Annotated in this window: 21 protein-coding genes, 1 pseudogene and 1 other annotated feature; of the genes and pseudogenes, 2 read left to right on the plus strand and 20 right to left on the minus strand. The window is 50.4% G+C overall.

Going from position 1 to position 20,976, the window contains the following annotated elements; translation table 11 throughout:
- Nucleotides 1-157 precede the first annotated feature (157 nt).
- From FCN15_RS01330 to FCN15_RS01380, 12 genes and pseudogenes are all read right to left on the minus strand, one after another.
- Entirely contained in the window at nt 158-1,483 is a 1,326-nt protein-coding gene (locus tag FCN15_RS01330; protein WP_138493139.1) for an S-layer homology domain-containing protein, read from the minus strand.
- Between the two features lie 274 nt (nt 1,484-1,757).
- Nucleotides 1,758-2,459: a 5'-methylthioadenosine/adenosylhomocysteine nucleosidase gene (locus tag FCN15_RS01335; protein ID WP_138493140.1), complete on the minus strand. Its 702-nt coding sequence runs from the start codon at nt 2,457-2,459 to the stop codon at nt 1,758-1,760.
- 105 nt (nt 2,460-2,564) lie between these two features.
- Nucleotides 2,565-3,569 carry a catabolite control protein A gene (ccpA, locus tag FCN15_RS01340; protein WP_138493141.1) on the minus strand — a complete coding sequence of 335 codons (1,005 nt, stop codon included), beginning with the start codon at nt 3,567-3,569 and terminating at the stop codon, nt 2,565-2,567.
- 108 nt (nt 3,570-3,677) lie between these two features.
- Nucleotides 3,678-4,022 (minus strand): bacillithiol system redox-active protein YtxJ, encoded by a 345-nt coding sequence (gene ytxJ, locus FCN15_RS01345; RefSeq protein WP_138493142.1) that lies wholly within the window; start codon nt 4,020-4,022, stop codon nt 3,678-3,680.
- Nucleotides 4,023-4,195: 173 nt separating this feature from the next.
- Nucleotides 4,196-4,504: a hypothetical protein gene (locus FCN15_RS01350; protein WP_238996453.1), complete on the minus strand. Its 309-nt coding sequence runs from the start codon at nt 4,502-4,504 to the stop codon at nt 4,196-4,198.
- A gap of 9 nt (nt 4,505-4,513) precedes the next feature.
- Nucleotides 4,514-4,636, minus strand: a pseudogene (locus FCN15_RS19680) (YgiT-type zinc finger protein); the annotation flags it as partial.
- Nucleotides 4,637-4,953: 317 nt separating this feature from the next.
- Nucleotides 4,954-6,678, minus strand: coding sequence for a phosphoenolpyruvate--protein phosphotransferase (ptsP, locus tag FCN15_RS01355; RefSeq protein ID WP_138493418.1), 1,725 nt, complete (start codon nt 6,676-6,678; stop codon nt 4,954-4,956).
- A 205-nt stretch (nt 6,679-6,883) separates the two neighbouring features.
- Nucleotides 6,884-7,321: a CoA-binding protein gene (locus tag FCN15_RS01360; RefSeq protein ID WP_138493143.1), complete on the minus strand. Its 438-nt coding sequence runs from the start codon at nt 7,319-7,321 to the stop codon at nt 6,884-6,886.
- 59 nt (nt 7,322-7,380) lie between these two features.
- Complete coding sequence (aroA, locus tag FCN15_RS01365) at nt 7,381-8,679, minus strand: 3-phosphoshikimate 1-carboxyvinyltransferase (protein WP_138493144.1); 1,299 nt, start codon at nt 8,677-8,679, stop codon at nt 7,381-7,383.
- A gap of 28 nt (nt 8,680-8,707) precedes the next feature.
- Nucleotides 8,708-9,220, minus strand: a complete 513-nt coding sequence (locus tag FCN15_RS01370; RefSeq protein WP_138493145.1) for a shikimate kinase — start codon at nt 9,218-9,220, stop codon at nt 8,708-8,710.
- A 141-nt stretch (nt 9,221-9,361) separates the two neighbouring features.
- Nucleotides 9,362-10,768: an NADP-dependent phosphogluconate dehydrogenase gene (gndA, locus tag FCN15_RS01375; protein WP_138493146.1), complete on the minus strand. Its 1,407-nt coding sequence runs from the start codon at nt 10,766-10,768 to the stop codon at nt 9,362-9,364.
- A gap of 189 nt (nt 10,769-10,957) precedes the next feature.
- Nucleotides 10,958-11,557, minus strand: a complete 600-nt coding sequence (locus FCN15_RS01380) for a hypothetical protein (RefSeq protein WP_138493147.1) — start codon at nt 11,555-11,557, stop codon at nt 10,958-10,960.
- Nucleotides 11,558-11,833: 276 nt separating this feature from the next.
- Here FCN15_RS01380 and FCN15_RS01385 point away from each other — a divergent pair, with 276 nt between their 5' ends.
- Nucleotides 11,834-12,457, plus strand: a complete 624-nt coding sequence (locus FCN15_RS01385) for a DUF1054 domain-containing protein (RefSeq protein ID WP_138493148.1) — start codon at nt 11,834-11,836, stop codon at nt 12,455-12,457.
- 145 nt (nt 12,458-12,602) lie between these two features.
- Here FCN15_RS01385 and FCN15_RS01390 read toward each other — a convergent pair whose 3' ends face one another.
- Entirely contained in the window at nt 12,603-13,946 is a 1,344-nt protein-coding gene (locus tag FCN15_RS01390) for an MFS transporter (protein ID WP_138493149.1), read from the minus strand.
- A 205-nt stretch (nt 13,947-14,151) separates the two neighbouring features.
- Here FCN15_RS01390 and FCN15_RS01395 point away from each other — a divergent pair, with 205 nt between their 5' ends.
- Entirely contained in the window at nt 14,152-15,627 is a 1,476-nt protein-coding gene (locus tag FCN15_RS01395) for an aminotransferase class I/II-fold pyridoxal phosphate-dependent enzyme (RefSeq protein ID WP_138493150.1), read from the plus strand.
- 80 nt (nt 15,628-15,707) lie between these two features.
- Here FCN15_RS01395 and FCN15_RS01400 read toward each other — a convergent pair whose 3' ends face one another.
- The 7 genes from FCN15_RS01400 to FCN15_RS19585 all read right to left on the minus strand — a co-directional run bounded on the left by FCN15_RS01400 (nt 15,708) and on the right by FCN15_RS19585 (nt 20,866).
- Entirely contained in the window at nt 15,708-16,019 is a 312-nt protein-coding gene (locus tag FCN15_RS01400) for a DUF1292 domain-containing protein (protein ID WP_138493151.1), read from the minus strand.
- 111 nt (nt 16,020-16,130) lie between these two features.
- On the minus strand, nt 16,131-16,688 hold the full coding sequence (locus tag FCN15_RS01405; RefSeq protein ID WP_138493152.1) for a copper amine oxidase: 558 nt from the start codon (nt 16,686-16,688) through the stop codon (nt 16,131-16,133).
- A gap of 116 nt (nt 16,689-16,804) precedes the next feature.
- The gene (locus tag FCN15_RS01410; protein WP_238996454.1) at nt 16,805-18,865 is read right to left on the minus strand and encodes an arginine--tRNA ligase; all 2,061 of its coding nucleotides are present in this window, start codon (nt 18,863-18,865) and stop codon (nt 16,805-16,807) included.
- A 57-nt stretch (nt 18,866-18,922) separates the two neighbouring features.
- Nucleotides 18,923-19,226, minus strand: a binding site (T-box leader).
- A 109-nt stretch (nt 19,227-19,335) separates the two neighbouring features.
- Nucleotides 19,336-19,572, minus strand: coding sequence for a DUF3892 domain-containing protein (locus FCN15_RS01415; protein WP_138493153.1), 237 nt, complete (start codon nt 19,570-19,572; stop codon nt 19,336-19,338).
- Between the two features lie 79 nt (nt 19,573-19,651).
- Entirely contained in the window at nt 19,652-20,095 is a 444-nt protein-coding gene (locus tag FCN15_RS01420) for a GNAT family N-acetyltransferase (protein WP_138493154.1), read from the minus strand.
- A 90-nt stretch (nt 20,096-20,185) separates the two neighbouring features.
- Complete coding sequence (locus FCN15_RS01425) at nt 20,186-20,479, minus strand: hypothetical protein (RefSeq protein WP_138493155.1); 294 nt, start codon at nt 20,477-20,479, stop codon at nt 20,186-20,188.
- Nucleotides 20,480-20,737: 258 nt separating this feature from the next.
- Nucleotides 20,738-20,866, minus strand: a complete 129-nt coding sequence (locus tag FCN15_RS19585) for a hypothetical protein (RefSeq protein WP_275259468.1) — start codon at nt 20,864-20,866, stop codon at nt 20,738-20,740.
- Nucleotides 20,867-20,976: the final 110 nt, after the last annotated feature.

Raw genomic sequence — 20,976 nt, forward strand, 5'->3', positions numbered from 1 at the left:
AGATAAGGTGCTGCTTGATCAGGTTTCTCACCTCCAGGCCCACCTTCAGAAAATGCTGTTGGAAGTACAGATAAGGTTAAGCACAAAGATAAGAAAAGCAAACATAATCGCCGAAATTTTTTACGTATTCTTTGCAATATTACTCACCCTTGCCAAATTAATAATTTACTATGTAAAAAATCAAACCAGATTTTGTTCTTATGTAAACAACTGGGTCTAAATCATCATCGAAATGAAGCATACCCTCAGCCCAATAACGAGGAGTTAGCGTAGAAAATGTTTCAGGAAATCCTTTTAACTGTGTATACATAGTAGGTGCAGCATAATCTTGGAATGCCTTTGATCTTGGTGAGCTCGAAAAATCAAAAGTAGGTGAGTTGATAAGATTTCCAGCAGCAGTCATACCAATAGGTTTATTCATACTAAGACTAACATCTACAAATGAGTAATAAGATCCGTGCAAAAGTTTATCACCTTCATCCAAGAAAACCGGATAATATATACTACGCGAAGATCCTTGAACATATGGATTAACAATAATCCAGTTATTCACCTCTACAGAAGCATAACCAGTTTTAGTAACCAAATCTTGATTTCTAATTAGCGAAAAGTCATCTGTTACTCTTTTAGGATCCCATCCAGATTGAGAGATTCCTCGTTCACTCATTTTTGTATAAGACGGAGCAATCACCTTAATATTCGTCCCCGTCAATCCCACCGCCCTCAGCTCCTCCAGCCCCTGAAACTCAGACGGCTGTTTCTTCGCGACTTGCAGGTAACGGGCAATTAAGGTCGCTGCCTCTGCACGCGTTGTTGTGCGGTCCAGTCCAAACGTCTTATCATCTGCAACGCTCATCAAGCCTGTGCCCATTGCAACGGCTACGCTATTTTTTTGGGCGGCGGGGAGTTTTCCGGTGAAGTATTCTTTGGCCGGAACAACTGTATTTGTAACATCAGATAGTGCCGTTTTGTAATCAGGATTCATAGCCCCAAGGCCTTGGGCCAGCCAAACGGCCAGCTCCCCGCGGGTCAAGGGTTCGTTCGCTCTCAGTTTCCCGTTGTATTTGGAAGGGTCAATAAAGCCTTTTTGCACGGCTGCTTCTACGCCTTCCTTGGCCCAAGCCGGAATGTCGCTAAAGTAAGCTTTGTTATCCGGATCAACAACAGGCTGATCGGACAAACGGCCCAGAATGGCTGCCATTTCAGCTTTGGTGATTTGAGCAGCGGGTTTGAAAGTTCCATCAGCGTAACCTTTCAAATAGCCCGAGCTTACAGCAGACATAATTGCCGCGTAGGCCCAATGCGAAGCAGGAACATCCTTAAACTTTACATTTGCAGCCGAAGCGGCGTTTGTTACGGCGGCTGAAAGATTTTTAGAAGAATAACTTACACCGGCACCCGCATCCGCTTTAGGCAAATGGGCAGTATAACCCCCTGAAAGTAGTGTGGCAGCAGCCACTGTTGTTAAAATTGCTTTCTTCATTCCCGTTCCTCCTGGTTCTGATTAATAACTGCGAAGCTTCTTCTTACTTTCCGTTCTGTTTCGTTCGGTTCCGTTTCGTTTCGTTTCGTTCCGTTCTATGTACTTAAAACTACCATTCTACAAACCATTCTCATTCTCCAGCCACAAAAAAAAGAACACCCCGGGCAGCTGACTTGATGCCTGTTTCGGAGGGTGTTCTTCACCTTGGATAATTATGGGTAAACAGTTTGTTCTTGTATTATAACTTGCTTAGAGAGATTTGACTATACTTAAATCACAAAATTTGTCCAAGCATCTCGTTTAAAATAGCCGAAGACCGATTGGCCGCCTGAACCGTAAACTCTGCAAAATTGACATGCGCGGAGCCGTCCGCTTTATCACTCATTGAACGCAGCACCACATACGGTACTTGGTTCATATAGCACACTTGGGCTACAGCCGCCCCCTCCATCTCGACACAGGCCCCCTGCAAAGATTCATACAAATCCTTAACAGCAGACCGGTCTGCAATGAACCGATCTCCTGAGAGAACTCTGCCAATCATATACCGGTGATCTTTGCACACTGTCTCGCAGGCCTGCTTGGCAAGCTTGATAAGCGCCGGATTCGCCGGAAAGTCTGAAACCTCCTGATAGGGAATTACCCCGCGCTCATAGCCCAAAGCTCTCACATCCATATCGTGCTGCTGACAGGAAGAAGAGATGACGATATCTCCGATCTGCAGATTCGGATCTACCGCTCCTGCCACACCTGTGAACAGGACGGAGGTGACCTGATACCGGTCAATCATCAGCTGAGTCGTTACAGCCGCATTTACCTTTCCCACTCCCGACATGCTTACAACAACCGAACGCCCGCGCAGTTTACCCGTTACAAAAGCAATGCCTCCGTGCCTATCGGTTCGCGGATCTTCCATCTGCTGAAGCAGCAGGTCGAGCTCTTCCTTCATCGCTCCCAATATTCCTATATAAGACAAGCTGCTTCCCCCTTTCGAATCATCGTTGCCACTTTATGCTTGCTGCTCACATTTAAAAAAAGCTCCTGTCACAGGAGCTTTCTTCAAATAGAACTATGGAAATATTTACAAATGGCTGACTGACAATCGCAAAATCGTTTCGTGCGGCAAAATAACCCGGCTGTGCTCAACGTTTTCTTTCTTCATCAGCTTAGTAAGCAAACGCATGGCAACAGCCCCAAGATCATACATCGGCTGCGCTACGGTTGTCAGCTGCGGACGTACCATGGAAGCCATCCGGGTATTATCTACACTTATGATCGAGAAATCATCCGGAACTCTAAGGCCTTCATCTTGAATACTGTGAATCGCACCAATTGCCATCTCATCCGTTGCTGCAAAAATGGCCGTCGGGCGCTTCTTCAAACCGATGAAATATTTCATCGCCTCAACGCCGGATTCATAGCGGTAATTGCCGATTCGGACGAGGTCCTCCTGATACTGGATTCCCGCCTTCTCAAGCGCTCTCTTATAGCCTTGGAAACGTGCGAAGCCGTTAGCAGGATCCTGCAGCGTTCCGCTGATCATCGCAATTTCACGGTGTCCATGCCGGACCAGCGTGCTCACCGCATCAAATGCTGCCGCTTCATGATCAATGTCAACCGAAGGAATAAGACCGTTCTCATCGCTTGTCGCACAAAGGACGATCGGAACAGCTGACGTCTGAAAGGCTTGAAGGTGTTCTTCCGTTACTGTGCCGCCCATAAAGAGCAGCCCGTCCACCTGCTTCTCAAGCAGGGTATTAATAACACGGATTTCCTTCTCTTTCCTCTTATCAGCATTACACAAAATAATGTTGTAATGGTACATGTTGGCGATATCCTCAATCCCGCGGGCAATTTCCGCAAAGATCGAATTCGAAATATCCGGGATAACAACACCTACCGTAGTCGTCTTCTTGCTTGCCAGACCACGTGCAACCGCATTCGGACGGTAACCCAAGCGTTCAATTGCTTCATATACTTTCTTCCGAGTCTGCGGTTTCACATTCGGGTTATTGTTGACTACCCGGGAAACCGTGGCCATCGAGACTCCTGCTTCGCGTGCCACATCATAAATGGTAACCGTCACATTCTTCTCTCCATTGCCAATAAATTTTCAATTCGCTCTTATGTTCATTAAGGAGTTTAAGTTGGTTTTATGATACGACAAAAAACACCAATCCGCAATGATAACGCTTCACTTTTGGAGAATTTCCTTCAGCACATTGGCGGTAATACCGGAATGTGATGTATTCCATACCGCTTTTCCGTTCTTAACCAATATGGCCTGCGGCGATTCGTGCTTCACCTGCAGCAATTCCGCAGCATGCAGAGAAACTGGACGATCCTCAATAACAAGAATTAAACCGTACGTAACCTGTTCATTCGGCTGGTCATTCAAATATTTCGAGACTTCCTGATTCGCACGTGCACTGATCGGGCAGCGGGTACTATGCTTAAACAGCAATAGCGGCTGCTCGGAAGAGCGGTTTAAGAGATTCTGAAGCTGTTCGGTAGAAGTGATATTAGTCCATGCAGACATAGGTTTAAACCCCTTTCCGAATAATAGGGTAAAAATCAATAAACGAGCGAACTTTCTGATATTTTAACAAAAAGAAAAGAAAAAAGCCAATTTTCATGAAAATTTTTCAAAAACATAAAAAACTTTTGTAGAACTATACAGAATGAACTCGTCTCCAAGCCGAAAGTAACCCTCTATGTAGCTTCCGCCGGCGTAAATGTCAGCTGTGACAGACGCGACATCAACTGGTCCATCCATTGCTTGTCTTTCTGCTGTTTTGCATATCCGTAAACATCCAGAAGCAAATTAATCCGCTCCTTGCAGCGCTCGGATACCTCCAGCAGATAAGTGTCGGCGTCCGCCTCTTTATATATGGACTCCTGGTAGACTTCGTACATAACATCCGTTAATTCATTATATTCGTCAAAGTACACGCTAACGCGGCCCTCGTCCTTCAATTGAACGAGCAGCTTGCGCAGATCCTGCTTGATCTTGGGAAACACCTCATAGAGCCCGCATTGCTCGCATTCCCATACCGGTACATGTTTAATTTTTATCTGATTGCCGTAAATAACGGTTCTGAATCCCAAACTTTTGATTTGTCCGCAATTGCAAGGGGTGTCCACCGTACCCACCTCATCCTTTGTTGTGTCTAAGCTTGTGTTTTTGATTCAATTAAATAATTGAAAACGGTTTTCGTCAATAGACAATTTATACAAGACGATTCAGTTTTGAGATAATCTGGAATTCGGATTTTTGCATCTGATATCGGGATAATGGAGACTTTGAGCCTGGAACCAAGCCTGGTGGGTATGCGGGGAGTGTTCTGTGCCTTGCCGGCCGGTGCGGGAATAGGTAAAAAGTACATAAGGCTTTCGCGGAGCGTTCGCCGTAATAGAGAAAGGCCTGCCATCCTGAAGGAAGGCAAGCCTTTGGTTTGTTTCAAGAAATTTCAGCTCTCCAGCTGCGCTCGTGATGAGAGTAAATCTTCGATCTCGCCCGCGGTCCGGCAGGCAAAACAATCCCTTCCAATGCCGGCTTCCTCGGCAGCTGCCAGGTTAAGAATGGAATGTTTGATGCGCAGCAGCGACTGAGGCGACATGCTTAAATGATGCACGCCCAAATAGGCCCAAAGCGGAATAGAGCGTTCATCCCCTGCCATTTCTCCGCAGACGCTGACCTGAATGTTATGAAGACGGGCCGCTTCAACCGTCATCTTCAGCATGCGCAGAACTGCCGGATGGTAAGGCCGGTAGAGATGGGCGATTTTTTCATTCATCCGGTCTACAGCCAGTACATATTGAACCAGATCGTTAGTGCCTATACTGAAAAAATCGCATTCAGCCGCCAGCAGATCAGCCGAAGCTGCCGCAGCCGGCACTTCAATCATAATGCCGACCGGAATTTCCCGGTCATAAGGAATGCCTCGGTTATCCAGATCAGCCATTGCTTCCTGCAGAATCAGGTTGGCGCTCCGGATCTCCTCGGCGGAAGTAATCATCGGATACATAATTTTGACACTGCCATGTGTGCTGGCTCTTAAAATGGCTGTCAGCTGTGTTTTGAACAGATCGTGCCGGTCCAGGCTGATCCGGATTGCACGGTAACCCAGAAACGGGTTGTCTTCCTCCGGAAGCGGAAAATATTCCAGCTGCTTGTCGCCGCCGATGTCCAGGGTCCGGATGACGACCGGGTGCTTGCCTGCATGCTCCGCCACCTTCCGGTAAATCTCGAACTGCTCCTCTTCGGTTGGCAGCTCCTGGCGGTCCATATATAGAAACTCCGTCCGAAACAGCCCTACGCCCTCAGCGCCGTGCTTGACTGCAAGCTCAAACTCTTTGTACGAGCTGATATTCGCCGCCAGATGATAATGAACTCCGTCCAGCGTAACCGCATCTTCAGCGGCAAGCAGCTGGAGCTGCTCCTTGCGGCGTCTAAGCTTCTCGGCCACAATCGTATGCTGCTCGATCACTTCGGAGCTGGGATTGACATAAAGACAGCCGCTGCTTCCATTGAGCACAAGCATGTCCCCGGTTTGAATCATAGGGTCAAGCTTATTCTCAAATCCGGATACAAGCGGAATGCCCAGCGCTCTCGCCATAATCGCCGAATGGGACGATTTGCCGCCGACCATCGTGACCATACCAAGCACGTTGCTGGGGTTCAGATGGACCAGCTGCGATGGGGAAAGTTCATGGGCAACTAATATGTAAGGTTCGTTGTTTTTAGGCAGCGTTACTTCAGGTGTGCCTAGCAAATGCTTCAGCAGGCGGTTGCCTACGTCTTTGATGTCCAGTGCGCGTTCTTTCATATATTCGTCATCCAGCAGATCAAACATAGCCACAAAATGGTCGATGGCTTCTTTGACCGCCACTTCAGCCGCTTTGTACTGCCGTTCGATAATGCCGCGGACCTCGCTCATAAAAACCGGATCTTCCAGAATAGCAATATGCGCGTCGAAGATCGTCGATTCTTCCTTGCCCACCATCACTTGAATTTCGTTACGGATCTCTTCAATTTCCTGTTTGGAGGTAATGATGCCTTCATGCAAACGGTCGAACTCTTTACCGAGGTCAATGGTCTCCAATTGCCGGTCTTGAACGTCCATCTCCCATGCAGGCAGCACAAAAGCCCTGCCGATGGCTACGCCTGCAGCAGCGCCAATACCTTGTATCATCATGCACTCAGACCCCTTCAACTGTGCAGTTGTTTCGTATTTTTCTCTTTCTACCCTAGTTATGGTAACTTTCGGTCTGTCAATTGTCAAAGGAAAAAGTATTTGAGATCTGTTCTAGTTTATCCACCCTCTGTCCATATCAGTACAAAAAAAGGAATCCCGGAGGATTCCATATTAAGGCAGTTCTAATTATACCTTTCAGAGGCTACTGCTTGGCTGGCCGGGAAGGCTGAAGAATCGCGTCCTCGACCTTAATGCAGCTGTCCATGATCACGTTTAATCCGGCTCTGCCCGCCATCTCTGCCGCCTGCTCATTGAATATGCCCTGCTGCAGCCACAGGGTGGTAGCCCCGGCCTCCACGGCATCTTTGGCAATATCCGGTGTAAACTCGCTCCGCCGGAAAACGTTGACAATGTCAATCGGCTCCTTGATTTCTTTCAGGGAAGGATAACAGCGTTCCCCGAGGATCTCGCCCTCCACCGAAGGGTTTACCGGAATAATCCGGTATCCGCGCTTCTGCATAGCCTGGGCCACCATATAGGAGGTGCGGTCTGTCTTATCGGATAAACCGACAACGGCAATCGTATCGGCGCCTTCAAGAATCTCTTTCCGTTTGTCTCGTCCCGGATTGGTAAAAGCCATCACACGTCCCGCCTTTCGACTTTCGTATTAAGAGCATCCTAAGCTGCTTGAGGCAGCCTTTAGGATTCTTTTACCCATTCCACGTCTCCGCCAAGCGCTGTGATATGCTCGAAAAACTGCGGATAAGACTTAGCCACATGATGCGCGTCTTTAATGACAATCGGGTTAAGGGCACGCAGGCCAACCACCGTCAATGCCATGATGACCCTGTGATCGAAATGAGCGTCGATCGTCGTACCGCCCTCTACACCGTAGGGCCGGCCGTGCACGATAATCTCATCCCGCTTCTCTTCCACGTCAGCCCCGGCCTTTTTAAGCTCCGTCAGGTAATCCGTGATCCGGTCGCACTCTTTATACCGCAGGTTCTCCACATTGTAAAAGCGGGAGGTTCCCTCTGCAAACACAGCTGCGGCCACCATCGCCAGCACCGCATCCGTCGCCGCGTCCCCGTCGAACTCCACTGCCCGGAGCTGGCGGTTGCCCTGCACCCGCACGCTTCCATTTTCATGACGCAGCGGAGTGTTCATCATCTGCAGCACATCTACAACTGCACGTTCGCCCTGCTTGCTCTTCTCAGCCAGCCGGTGAACCGTTACATCCGAGCGGGTAACCGCAGCAGCTGCCAGAATCGCTGCCGAGCCCGGATAATCGCCTTGAACCACATATGTCTGCGCCTGGTATTTCTGTCTGCCCGGCACTTTAAAGGAGGAGTAGTCCGCAGCGGCTTCCACCTTAATACCGGCTTGCTCCAGCACTTCCAGTGTCTGGCCGATCACGACCTTTGATTTCAAATCGCCGGTCACGGTAATTTCGCTGTCTTCCTCCAGAAGCGGAGTCAGGAACAGCAGAGCGCTGAGATACTGCGAGCTGACTTCGCCTGAAACGGTAATTTTGCCGCCCTTTGGCTGGCCTCCGCGGATCGTGATCGGGAGCCTGCCGTTCTGATGCTCGACCTCTACATTCATCTGCTCCAGGGCCGTAATCAGATCGCTATGCGGACGTTTGCCCAAAGAATCCGGATATGTATTAACAAATGTAATCTCCGGAGATAAGGCCGCGATCGCCATCAGGAAGCGGAGTACTGCCCCGGCATTGCCCACATTCAGCTCTTTAACACTGCTCAGCCTGGAGCCAAAACCAGTGATTACAATCTGCTCGTCATCCTCTTCGAGGACAGCCCCCAAGTCGGCAATACAGCGGCGCATGGCGTCGCTGTCTTCACTGTGTGCCGGATAACGGACAATGCTGGTCCCTTCCGCGAGTGCTGCAACGAGCAGGTATCTTGTCGTATAATTTTTAGATGAGAGCGCCTGAATTTCCCCTTTAAGCTCCGGGGTTGGCCTAACGATAATATCCACGAATAATAAGCCCCTTCCACTAATGTGATTAAACGCGTTGATGCATTAAAATCTGTTCCGCTACTTGTTCGGGCTCCAGTCCATTAGTATCGACTGTGCAATGGGCAAAATCATAAGCGTGTTTACGCTCTTCCAGCAGACGTATAATCCTCTCCTGAGCACCGCCGGCCAGCAGCGGCCGGCCGCTGTCTTCTCCAACCCGCTTCAGAATCGCGGCCGCATCGGCTTTCAGCGCGATTACCCAGCCCTTGTCCCGCATCAGGCTGCAGTTCTCCGGCTTAAGAACCGCACCGCCGCCTGTAGCGAGGACCACCTGCTGATTCTGCAGAATCCGGTCCAGCACGGAGGATTCCAGCGCCCGAAACGCCGCCTCACCCTGCTGCTCAAAAATATCAGCGATCGGACAGCCTGCCTCGTTGACGATTTCGGCGTCAAGATCCACCAGCTTTCTGCCGGTCTTCCGGGCAAGCAGCTCCGCCACCGTTGATTTGCCGGTTCCCATCATGCCGATGAGAATCCAGTTCTCCTGCTCCGGCCGCATAACGCACCTACCTTCTGCTGTTCACTTTTTTCATACCATAATATCACATGTCTCAGAAGCTGGCATCCATTACAAATAGAAAAAAAGCGCCGAACGGCCTTAAAGCCGTCCTGACGCTTCTTTGTGTCAGAGCTGCATGGATTAGAACCAGTGATAGTGGAAGACGCCTTCTTTATCCACTCTCTTGAACGTATGCGCGCCGAAATAGTCACGCTGAGCCTGCAGCAGGTTCGCCGGCAGACGCTCTGTGCGGTAGCTGTCATAGTAAGAAAGGGCGCTGGAGAAGCCTGGAACAGGAATGCCGTTAGCAACTGCTGTGCTTACCACTTTACGCCATGCATCCTGATAGCTTTCGACAACGTTCTTGAAATAGGAATCAAGCAGCAGGTTCTTCAGCTGCGAATCGCGGTCGTAAGCGTCCTTGATATTCTGCAGGAACTGCGAACGGATGATGCAGCCGCCGCGGAAGATCATGGCAATGTTGCCGTATTTCAAATCCCAGCCGTATTCGTCGGAAGCGCTGCGCATTTGAGCGAAGCCTTGGGCATAGGAGACGATTTTACTTGCGAACAAGGCTTTGCGCACATTTTCAATAAACTCGGCTTTGTCGCCGTCAAAAGGCTTGGCAGCAGGACCGCTCAAAATTTTGCTTGCTGCTACGCGCTCATCCTTCATGGCGGACAAGAAGCGGGAGAAGACGGATTCGGTAATCATGGAGAGCGGTACGCCGAGATCGAGGGCGCTTTGGCTTGTCCATTTACCGGTGCCTTTCTGGCCGGCAGCATCGAGGATGACATCCACCATCGGCTTGCCTGTTTCTTCATCGTACTTGGAGAAGATGTCAGCCGTAATTTCAATCAGATAGCTGTCCAGCTCGCCTTTGTTCCACTCTGTGAACGTTTCATGCAAATCCTTGGCGTCCAGGCCAAGCACGTCCTTCAGCAGGTGGTAAGCTTCGCCGATCAGCTGCATATCGCCGTATTCGATACCGTTATGCACCATTTTCACATAGTGGCCGGCACCGTCAGGTCCGATATAAGTACAGCATGGGTCACCGTTCACTTTAGCGGAAATCGCCGTCAAAATCGGTTCAACCAGTTTATACGCGCTTTCCTGTCCGCCCGGCATAATCGCAGGGCCGTGAAGCGCACCTTCTTCACCGCCGGATACGCCTGTGCCGATGAAACGGAAGCCTTTGGCTTCTAGTTCCTTGCTGCGGCGCTGTGTATCAGGGAAAAAGGCATTGCCGCCGTCTATAATAATATCCCCTTCATCCAGGTGAGGGACAAGCTGTTCGATTGTTGCGTCCGTTGCAGGACCCGCTTGAACCATAATCAGAATCTTGCGAGGGGTTTCAAGAGATTCAACAAACTCTTCAATTGAGAAAGTGCCTACCAGATTTTTGCCCTTTGCTTCTTCGAGCAGGTCGTGTGTCTTTTGCGGGGAACGGTTAAACACCGACACGCTGAACCCTTTGCTTTCGATGTTAAGCGCAAGGTTTTTACCCATTACGGCCAGTCCGACAACGCCAATTTGCTGTTTAGACATTTTTTTCTCCATCCTTTGCGGCATGATATAGTTCTAATTTGTCTCCAATAATATCATCTTCAAGCAGCAATATCCACTCAGCGGGCCAGCCTTCATGAAATCAACATAAAACACCCCTGAAAATGAAATTCCGAGGTGTTTAAGCTTGCCATTTTCTGATCTTCTTCCTATTCTCTGAAGGCTGAGGTATTATTTCCACTCCAGCTCCATCAAATTCCGTCTGATGTGCTCAAGCTTCTGCTTTACTGCCTCGGCTTCCTCAGAGTTCTGCTCCTTCAGGGCAGCGTTCAGCTTATCAAGCTCTTCATCCATCTCCACCAGAAGCTGCTCGGTCCGCTGCTCCGACAAACGGGACTGGTACATGACCGACATTTTGGCGGCGCTTGGAACGGGGTCTTTTTGATAAAGCACCTTATGCTCCAGTCCTGAAATTTCAACCTGCCGGATGACTTCGCCGAACAAAATATTCTCAATCAGAATCTGTCTGTCTTTAAAACGTTTGACCACAGCGTGACCCCGCAGGTCCCCGATCAGCTTCTCCAGCCATTCAGCCAGCTTTGCATCTTTAATTACATAGTCTCCAACCAGTTTATAGCCCTGCCCCAGCCGTTCAAAGCGAAGTTTTGTCAGCTTACGTCCGGTTCTCACGGAAATAATGAAGATAGAATCGTTTTCGCTCCAATACAGCGAATATCCGTCCTGGATCAGGTCCCGGATTAACTGCTGCAGGTGCCGGCGCTCGAAACGCAGATCCAGATTGCAGTACTCGACCTCGTAGCTCTTGTTCACGGCACGCCCTCCTCTGGCGTTTTGCACAGCTGCAAAACCTTGGTTTCCACTCTTTTAAACAGAATTTACAATATCTTATACTCCATCCTATGTGAAGGTAACTTGGATTAATGATTATTTTTAACCGGATAAAGGCGCTTGTGACGCAGAATAGGTAAAATCTGCCGGACAATGCCAGGCTCCCCCGGCAGGCCGGGCGGCTTGTCCGCTGCTTGTGTTATAATCAGGGTAACTCGCTAGGATCGAGTTGATCTTATGTCTTCAGGAGGCTAGTTCATGTCATTAGCAGGTTTTACGATCAAGGACTTCGATACGATGGCCGTTCCGGGGCTTGAGCCCCGCATGGAGGCCCTGATCACAAACGTACGTCCCAAGCTGGAGAGCATCGGAAGCGAAATCACACCGTTTCTGTCCGCTCTGACCGGTGATGAAATGTTCGCTCATGTTGCCAAACATGCCAGACGGACCATTAACCCGCCTAACGATACCTGGGTGGCGTGGAGCAGCAGCAAGCGCGGCTACAAGGCGCTGCCTCATTTTCAGGTCGGATTGTTCTCCACGCATCTGTTCATCGTGTATGCCGTCATTTATGAAAGCTCCAACAAAGAAGTGATCGGGCGGTATTTGGAACAGCATGCCGGGGACATCAAATCGCAGGTTCCAGAAGCGTTCTATTGGTCCATGGATCATATGACTCCGGGCGGCAGGCTGAATGCGGAGATTACCGAAGCCGAGCTCGCTGAAATGGGCACCAAGCTGCAAAAGGTGAAGAAATCCGAGCTGCTGTGCGGCCTCAGTCTTCCCCGCGGCTCCGCTCAAGCAGAGAATGGAGAACAGCTGGAAGAGCTGATCCGCAGCACTTTCGAAACGCTGCTTCCTCTTTACCGGGTTTCATTCTGATTGGATTGGCAGAGCTTATAACTGAAGCTGATTTGCTGTCTATTTTATAGAAGGAAAGCAGGTAAGGCTGGCTGCGGTCAGCGGCCGGGAATATTGAAGGCCAGGAATTTTTAACCGGGATTTTTTCAGCCGGGAATGTTTTAAATCAGCGTACGCGGGCCTTGGGCCCGCTTTTTCTTTTTACAGGTGCATGAGCCGGTTTGTGAATTTCTGTTGTCCCTGTTTCGGCGGCAGCCGGAGGCGCCGGCCTTGAGATCCACAGATGAATAAGCAGCAAAGCGCCCATGGATGCCGCACTGACCAGAAAAGGCGCAGACGGACCGTACACATCCCACAGCTTGCCGGAGACAATGGGCCCAGCCACCATGCCGGTGCCTTGAATGGTCAAGAACAGCCCCCATACGGTCCCCTTCTCCCCTTTCGGAAGCTGGCCGGCAATCATCGTATCCCAGGTAGGCAGAATAAACGCATAGCTCAGCCCGGCGCCGATAACCAGAATCCAAACCGCAGCGAGATCCCGGAATAAGGCGAGTCCCAGAATGGATAAACAAGCAAGCGAGAAGCCGATGTTTAAAAATATCCGGGTCCCGTGCTTGTCCACGAGTTTGCCCACCGGGATCAGCCCAAGTACGGTTACCGCGCCGCCTGTGACCAGCAAAACGCTGAACATGCCGGGAGAGAGACCCAGAACGGTCCGGATATAAAGTGTAATAATCGGCGTGAGAAGCCCGACTGCAAACGATTGGAGAAACAGCGCCGGATACAGCAGCCGGCTGACGTGCAGACTGTTCCGGACCATGGAGAACGTGCTGCTGAAATGGCTGATCAGGGTGCGGAGTCTGCTTGCCTTCTGCCCATGCGGCGTTCTTGGCGTTTTCTGGGTTCTCTGTGTTCTTGGTGTTCTCGCTGAACCCGGCAGCAGAAGAGCAAACAGCATGGCTGCGGCAAGGCAGGCAAGCAGAATCCAGAATACAGACGAATACGATTGATGAATAAACAGATTAATAATAACCGGTCCTGCGCCGGTTCCCCCGAGGGTGGACATTTGAATGATACCCATGGCCGTTCCGAAGTTCTGCTTGCCTTCATTCATATCCGAAATGCCTACCAGCACGCTTGGCCACAAGGGGGCCGTACCGATTCCCAGCAGGGTGCATGCTGCAGCAATCACGCCCGCCTGCCTGCCCCAGGCAATTAAGGCAACGGCGCCCAGCGCCAGGGCCAAACCGGCAAGCATCGTGAGCCGAAACCCGATTCGCTCCACGAGCCACCCGGCCGGGCTGCGGAAGAAATTATCCCCGATATACTGCAGGGAGAGCGACCACCCGATCGCAAAGGCCGACAATCCGAGCACACTGCCCATGTAAACAGGCAGAATGGTGACCAGAAGGGCGCTCTTGACGACTTCGATCAGGAACATGATCAGCCACAAGTAAATCAGAGTCGGAGTCAGCACCTGTCTTTCCAAACCTTTGACCTTGAATTTCATGCTCTGTCCATCTCCCGCCTGTGTAAAATAAAAGGCCTGCCTGCTACACAGTGTGCCCTCCGGAAGTGGAATTCTAACCCATCGCCAATAATTAAAAAGCGCTCGGCGCGGGGTGAGCCCTGCAGCTTGTACTTGCATTCCCGACTCTTTTTGTTATACTCAACTTTGTTTATATTTCATATCAGAAAGGCAGTGACGGCCTACCATGGATCACAACCGTACGCCGCTTCTCACCGCATTGAAAGCCCATGCGGCCGGCAATCCCGTACAATTTCATATTCCCGGGCATAAAAAAGGGCTCGGTATGGATCAAGAATTTCGTGAATTTATCGGCGATAACGCCTTGTCAATTGACCTGATTAATATTGCTCCACTGGATGATCTTCATCAGCCTACCGGAGTTATTGAAGAAGCCCAGAAGCTGGCAGCCGACGCGTTTGGCGCTACGCACACCTTTTTCTCCGTACAGGGGACAAGCGGTGCAATTATAACGATGATTATGTCCGTATGTTCTCCCGGCGATAAAATTATTGTGCCGCGGAATATTCATAAATCCGTAATGTCCGCTATTATTTTTGCAGGGGCCAAGCCGGTATTTGTGTCTCCTGCACAGGATCACGAGCTCGGCATTGACCATGGAATCACGACCTCTTCCGTAAGCCGGGCGCTGAAGCGCCATCCGGATGCCAAAGCGGTGCTGGTCATTAATCCGACTTATTTCGGAGTGGTTGCCCATCTGGAGGAAATTGTGGAGCTGGCGCACAGTCATCACATTCCGGTTCTGGTGGATGAAGCCCATGGCGTACACATCCATTTCCATGAAGACCTTCCGGTATCGGCTATGCAGGCCGGAGCGGACATGGCCGCAACCAGCGTGCATAAGCTCGGCGGCTCGATGACCCAAAGCTCGGTGCTCAACATCAACGCGAAAAATGGCCTGATCAACCCGCAGCGCGTGCAGACGATCATCAGCATGCTGACCACAACCTCGACGTCTTATATTTTGCTTGCATCCCTTGATGCGGCGCGCCGCAATCTCATCCTGAACGGCCACGATCTGTTAACCGAAGCCATCGGCCTTGCCGGATATCTGCGCGACGAGATCAATAAAATTGACGGCCTGTACTCGTTCGGCAAAGAGATTCTGGGCAGTGAAGCCGCTTACGGCATGGACCCGACGAAGGTTACCATTCACGTCCGTCATCTGGGAATTACAGGCTATGAAACGGAAAATTGGCTTCGCGAGCATTATAATATTGAAGTCGAACTCTCCGATATGTATAACATTCTGTGTCTCGTCACCACCGGTGATACGCAGGAGACGGTAGACACGCTGCTGAAGGCGCTGCGCGACCTCTCCGAGGCCTATCACCAGAAAGGTGAGGTTAAGGAGCTCATCGTCAAAACACCGGAAATTCCGCAGCTCTCACTCATTCCGCGTGACGCATTCTATGCCGACACCGAAGTGGTACCATTCAGAGAATCGGCTGGCCGGATTATTGCCGAGTTCATCTATGTCTACCCGCCGGGAATTCCGATCCTGCTGCCGGGAGAGGTTATCACCCAGGAAAATATCGACTATATCGTTGACCATGTAGAGGTCGGATTGCCGGTAAAAGGCCCTGAAGACCGCTATATCAATAACGTCAAAGTGATTATTGAGGCAGATCCGATCTTCTAAAGAACCGGATAAGCATGATAAACATGAAAAAGGCTCCCCGAAGGGAGCCTTTTTCATGATCTTTAAGCCGTATGCTTCTATTAAGCCTCGTCCTGGGAAGCCACCAATTCATTGAAGGCTTCTTCCACACGCGCCCATTCCTCTTCATCCTCAATGTTCAGGAGAACCATTTCTTCATCCTGCTCTTCAAGGCGGAGAATAATGCCGTCTGCTTCCGGATTGCTGCGCTCGAGCAGGAGGGCATAAACATTTTCGCCTACATCAAAAGTTTCAACAAGAACCATCTCAACGTCCTTGCCTTCTTCATCTGTTAAAGTCAATACGAACTCTTCGTGTTCGTGGTCGTGATCATGATCGCAATTCTCGCCGTGAACATGATTGTGATCGCTCATGGATTCTACCTACTTTCGGTTGTGTAATAAAACAGCCTTTGGCTACCATCGTATCGTAACACTTTCCGCCAGAGAGGTCAATTTAGACAATTGACGGGGCCCCTCTAGCATTTAGTTGTCGATGGCGGTAACCACTTTCTGCGAAATCAGGGTATAGCTGTCGTCTCCCGCGGCTTTCATGTAGAAGCCGACCGAATATTTTCCGGCCGCATCAAAATCATAGGTAAAGTCCGACGTACGGAACCAGAAGTTGTCTTTCTGATCCTTCCCGATCTCCTGTGATTGAATGGATTTAACCGATCCGTCGGGGGCGGTTATCGCTACTTTAATAGAGCTGATATCCGTCGTCAGACTATCAATCTGGCAGAAGACATTGAATTTGAGCTTCCCTACATTTACATTTCCGAAAGGGGTATCCCCTTTGAACAGAAAAATATGAACATTCGGTTTATTGAGCTTAACCGTCTTGGAATCGTCATTATAGGTAACCAATCCGCCCATTTCCCGGATAGGCACATACGTCTTTCCGTCGATTACATAGGCCCCATCCGATAATTCGCGGCTGTTGAACAGAACTTTAATCTTCTGCGATGTGCCATCTGCGTAAAGTAGCGTACTGCCCACCAGGGAGAATAAAAGCACAAAAGCTGCCGTTCTTTTCCATCCCATGCTGTTATCCCTCCTATCATTCTTCGCTGCTGCTTAATTATACGAGTCCAAGTCAGCGCGAGTTGCGGTGGGCAGAGGGAAAACTTCTCAATATTTTGCGCCTTCCGGCTGAATCGCTACATCCGCTCAGGAGCAGGCAGGCCCAAAGCGTCCAGGACCTCCTTCAAGGTCTCATTAAACCGGGCTGTCAGCCACAATCGGAAGCTTCTTTGTCCGGCGGGCGCTTTAAGAATCGGGCAGGCTCCATAAAAATTATTGAACAGCGAACTTAACTCATAAGCATAGCTGCAGAGCATATGCGGCGCCAGCTCCCGGCAGGCCGCCTGCAGCAGCTCCGGCCACCCGGCAATCTGACGGATAAGCGCATGTTCGGCTGGTTCAAGAGTGTCCGGCCAGAAGTCCGGGACGAGAGCGTAGCGTTCATGCTTTTCTTCAGCTCCATGTGAAGGCGGCTGCGCAGCTCCAGATACTCCCTCTGCTCCGGCTTCCGCCCCCTTGCTCAGCACACTCAGTGACCGCGCATACGTATAGAGCAGGTACACACCGGTATTCCCGGTAATTTCTGTAGCCTGCTGGAGATCAAATATCACCTCTGTCTGCAAATTATACCGCAGTAAATAGTAGCGGATTGCGGCAGCGGCGATGACCCGGCTGGGCAGCCCATCCGGACTTTGGCGGCTGCTGGCGATGACCTGCTCCATTTTATCCAGCAAAACGGAGATTTTCATCCCGATCCCTTGTCTGCCGGACATGGCGTAAGAGCTTTTGCCGTCCGAGGTATCCAGGCCAAGCTCACCAGCCGTCTGGCGGCTGAGAGATACCACGCCATAGCTGACATGAAGCAGGCGTGCAGCCTGCTCGGCATAACCCATCTGCTCAAGCGACTGACGCACCATGGCCTGCGGATACTCCTGCCTGTGGTCGATAACGTTAATTACGGTATCGGCATTTCCGAACGCTTTGTCCTCGCCCTGTTTCCCCGTTGACCATACTCCTTCCGCAAATGTGCTGTAACGGAACTGCCTGCCCAGCAGCCCAAATTTCCATAAATGGTAAGCGATATCTTTGGCCGTATAAGTCAAAATGCCATTTGAGCGGACAAGCACCTTATCTTTTGTAAAGCCGGATCCATACGCATCATCTGTCATTTCCTGCTCTGCAGCTGCATTGCCCGGCTCCACCCCCGATTCCGTTCCCTGCACAAAAGGTGAAGAGTCCTCTCCCTGCTTCAGCACCCAGCAGCCGGCCAGCCGGCCCGATGTTTCCCTTATAAAATTCGGAGTCCCCTTCAGCTGCTCGAAGGCAGCATCCCAGAAGCCTTCCCTCACAATACTGCTCTCCCACACCAGCAGGTCATAACCGATCCCGAAGGCCTGCATCTCCTCCAAGTGTTCACGGACAATTTGCGCAGCTGTGATGTATCCGACCCAAGCCAGGTTCCCCTGTCCTTCTTCCAGCGCATGCAGCACGTTTGTACGCTCTTCAACCAGTTCGGGCTGGTTCTCAAATTGCTTATGAAGCCCCGAATAAACATCCCAGCAGTAATCCCCGAAACGGGCGTACTCCCCTGATACCGGCGTATGCAGCAGGCCAACCACGGTGTCCGCCAGCTGATTCCCCAAATCATCAATGTAATTGTGCACTTCGACTTCCGCGCCGGCTGTCCTCAGCATGCGTACCAAAGTGTCCCCGATGCAGGAGTTGCGCAGATGGCCGATATGTGCGGATTTATTCGGGTTAATCGAGGTATGCTCTACAACGATTTTCCGGCCGGCGGTCTGCAGCTTGGGCTGCCCTTCCTGACCTTCCTGCCCTTCTCGCGTCAGCTTCGCCCATTCGCTCCAGTTAATAAAGACGTTGATGAAACCAGGTGCTGCGATCTCGATTTTGGATACCAGCGGGCTATCCCCGGCGTTCAGTTCGCTGCAAATCTGCTCCGCAATTGCCATTGGCGAACGCTTCAGCACCCTTGCCAGCTGCATGGCAATATTCGTGGAAAAATCCCCATGCTCCAGCCTGGCAGGCTGCTCGATCTGTACCTCGGCCTGGGGACCAGGACTCCCCTTTCTCCCTTCACCGGCCTGCTCCTTCCGTTCATCCTTGGGCGGCTGCTTCTGCAGCTCAAGAACTCTTTGTACCCCTTCTTCGATCATTTCTTTGATCCATTCGCCTAACATGCGTACCAGCTCCCCTTTAATTTTGTTGGCAGGAAAAACAAAAAGCCCCGTCTCTTGTAAAGAGACGAGGACAGGGAACTCGCGGTACCACTCTTGTTGCCGGATTTACTAATGACGATAGCAGCATCCGCCATAGCAGACTCCGCCTTGCAGAATCAACCTTAACGGGCTGCACCGTGACAGACTGCATCTTCCGGCCGCTTGAACAAATAACGGTTTGCTTCCGGGGCCGCCTACCTGTTGCTCTTTCGGCAGCCCGTCTCCCGGGTCCGCTTCGCCGAACACCTCCGTACCGGCTCCCACCCTCCCGGCTCGCTTGCACGTCGGCTGCTTCAGCTACTCTCCCGTTCCACGACTTTTTCCAAATATTTTTAATTATTATAAGAAGGGAGCTGTCAAAAATCAAGGCACCCCCGAAAAATCCGGAAGTGCCCGATTACAAATCTATTCAAGAACGGCTGGTTTTAACCTCAGAAGAAAGGCAGCGCATCCAAATTGTTGGTCGGATCGCCGTCGGCGTCCCCCCGGATATAAAATTCGCCGTCCCTGCCTTTAAAAACATTAACCCCGGCAATCGCGCCAGCCTGCACTTCTTTGAGCGCGTCGTCGTAATTCAGCACACGGCCGCTTGACGTTTTGAAGGCGGTCAGGTCGCCGTCTCCATTTTTCTGCACCGCAATAAAGGTCTCTCTTGTAGGCAATGCCATCATCAACACTCCCTGATGTGGATTTCCTTATGACAGGATGACCTTATTCTAACCGGGATCTGGCAGTTTATGCGGCCGCTTACAGCTTCTTCTCCATCCGGTGGTGCATAATTCCCGCATCATCAAACGGTTCCTTGCTGGTGACGGTATATCCAAGCTTCTCGTAAAAAGGGATCGCATGAAGCTGCCCGTCCAGCACCGCTTTATCAAAACCAAGCTCACGGGCCAGCTCCTCCAGCCCCAGCATGAGCACTTTGCCGATGCCTTGGGAACGGAACGGCTTCCGCACGGCTACGCGCTGCATCTTGGCCGCATTGTCCTTATAATACGTGATCCGGCCGGTCGCCGCGTTCTGCCCGTCCTGCTTGATCAGCAGGTGGTGGACATCATCCGCAATATGATCGAACTCATCAATTTCAAGCTCTACCGGAACTTTCTGCTCCTCAACAAAAACTTCTTTCCTAATCTCCAGACATTCCTGCAATTGTTGTTCTGTCTTAACCGGGATAATTACGGCAGCCATTTGTTCAGAAGCCTCCTATGTACAAAATTCAAGTTGAATTATTATACAAAAAAATACTTGTTCTGTACACCGGATTCACGAGTCAACGCTCTAGGGCTGATTCACAAAAGCAGAGCTGTACACATCTGCTTCGACAGATTTATCGTAGACGTCCTGGATGACCTGTAAACCGGAGGCCTTATTTTCCGCTTCGGAGATGGCCTGCATCTTTAAGGTTGCTTCGCTTGCAGCCAGTGGTTCACAGCCTGAAAGAACGGTTATCAGCATACCGCCGAGCAGAGCAGCTGACGTTATTTTTAGAATAGGGAAAAGTGAACGAGAGGAATGAAGGTGCTCACGAATTGACAAACGGGACGCCCGGGGAACATAAACAGGCCTATTCATGCAATCTCCTCCTTTTTCATCTTATTCCATTGTTTGCCGGAAAAAGGAGGTTTATACGGAAAATTGCAACGTATATACTCAAAATCAGTTAAGTCCAATCATAAATTAACTTTGTTTTTTTACACCAGTGTCGATCATGCATTAGGTACCATATAATGGAACCTTAAGGAGATAGATTGCCATAATCTTGATTCCCCTTCTCATGCTAAATAAATAAAGACCACCCTGGATCTATGCCTCGGTGGTCTTATGCTCATACTATTGCTTCGACTTTTGGGATGTTCCTTTAGGGGGATCTGCATCAGCAAATTCCACATTAAGATTTGGAACACCTAATTTCTTTTTTACTTGCTTGGAGCTGTGCTTCGCATTTTTCTCCTTGTTCACACAATACACCTCCTGTAGGAAGTATTATGCGACGAGAAACTTCGCCCTATGCGTTGTAGTGGTGGCGCATAACAACTCGCCCACAACTTACCGCCTCACTACCGGATAGC

This window comes from Paenibacillus pinistramenti (assembly GCF_005869875.1).
Classification (GTDB): domain Bacteria; phylum Bacillota; class Bacilli; order Paenibacillales; family Paenibacillaceae; genus Fontibacillus; species Fontibacillus pinistramenti.

Excerpts from the sequence above, each read along its gene's own strand:
- FCN15_RS01330 (WP_138493139.1), bottom strand. The coding sequence starts at position 1,483 with ATGAAGAAAGCAATTTTAACAACAGTGGCTGCTGCCACACTACTTTCA.
- ytxJ (WP_138493142.1), bottom strand. The coding sequence starts at position 4,022 with ATGTCTGCATGGACTAATATCACTTCTACCGAACAGCTTCAGAATCTC.
- ptsP (WP_138493418.1), bottom strand. The coding sequence starts at position 6,678 with ATGATACAAGGTATTGGCGCTGCTGCAGGCGTAGCCATCGGCAGGGCT.
- FCN15_RS01360 (WP_138493143.1), bottom strand. The coding sequence starts at position 7,321 with ATGGCTTTTACCAATCCGGGACGAGACAAACGGAAAGAGATTCTTGAA.
- FCN15_RS01370 (WP_138493145.1), bottom strand. The coding sequence starts at position 9,220 with ATGCGGCCGGAGCAGGAGAACTGGATTCTCATCGGCATGATGGGAACC.
- gndA (WP_138493146.1), bottom strand. The coding sequence starts at position 10,768 with ATGTCTAAACAGCAAATTGGCGTTGTCGGACTGGCCGTAATGGGTAAA.
- FCN15_RS01385 (WP_138493148.1), top strand. The coding sequence starts at position 11,834 with ATGTCATTAGCAGGTTTTACGATCAAGGACTTCGATACGATGGCCGTT.
- FCN15_RS01390 (WP_138493149.1), bottom strand. The coding sequence starts at position 13,946 with ATGAAATTCAAGGTCAAAGGTTTGGAAAGACAGGTGCTGACTCCGACT.
- FCN15_RS01395 (WP_138493150.1), top strand. The coding sequence starts at position 14,152 with ATGGATCACAACCGTACGCCGCTTCTCACCGCATTGAAAGCCCATGCG.
- FCN15_RS01400 (WP_138493151.1), bottom strand. The coding sequence starts at position 16,019 with ATGAGCGATCACAATCATGTTCACGGCGAGAATTGCGATCATGATCAC.
- FCN15_RS01405 (WP_138493152.1), bottom strand. The coding sequence starts at position 16,688 with ATGGGATGGAAAAGAACGGCAGCTTTTGTGCTTTTATTCTCCCTGGTG.
- FCN15_RS01410 (WP_238996454.1), bottom strand. The coding sequence starts at position 18,865 with ATGTTAGGCGAATGGATCAAAGAAATGATCGAAGAAGGGGTACAAAGA.
- FCN15_RS01415 (WP_138493153.1), bottom strand. The coding sequence starts at position 19,572 with ATGGCATTGCCTACAAGAGAGACCTTTATTGCGGTGCAGAAAAATGGA.
- FCN15_RS01420 (WP_138493154.1), bottom strand. The coding sequence starts at position 20,095 with ATGGCTGCCGTAATTATCCCGGTTAAGACAGAACAACAATTGCAGGAA.
- FCN15_RS01425 (WP_138493155.1), bottom strand. The coding sequence starts at position 20,479 with ATGAATAGGCCTGTTTATGTTCCCCGGGCGTCCCGTTTGTCAATTCGT.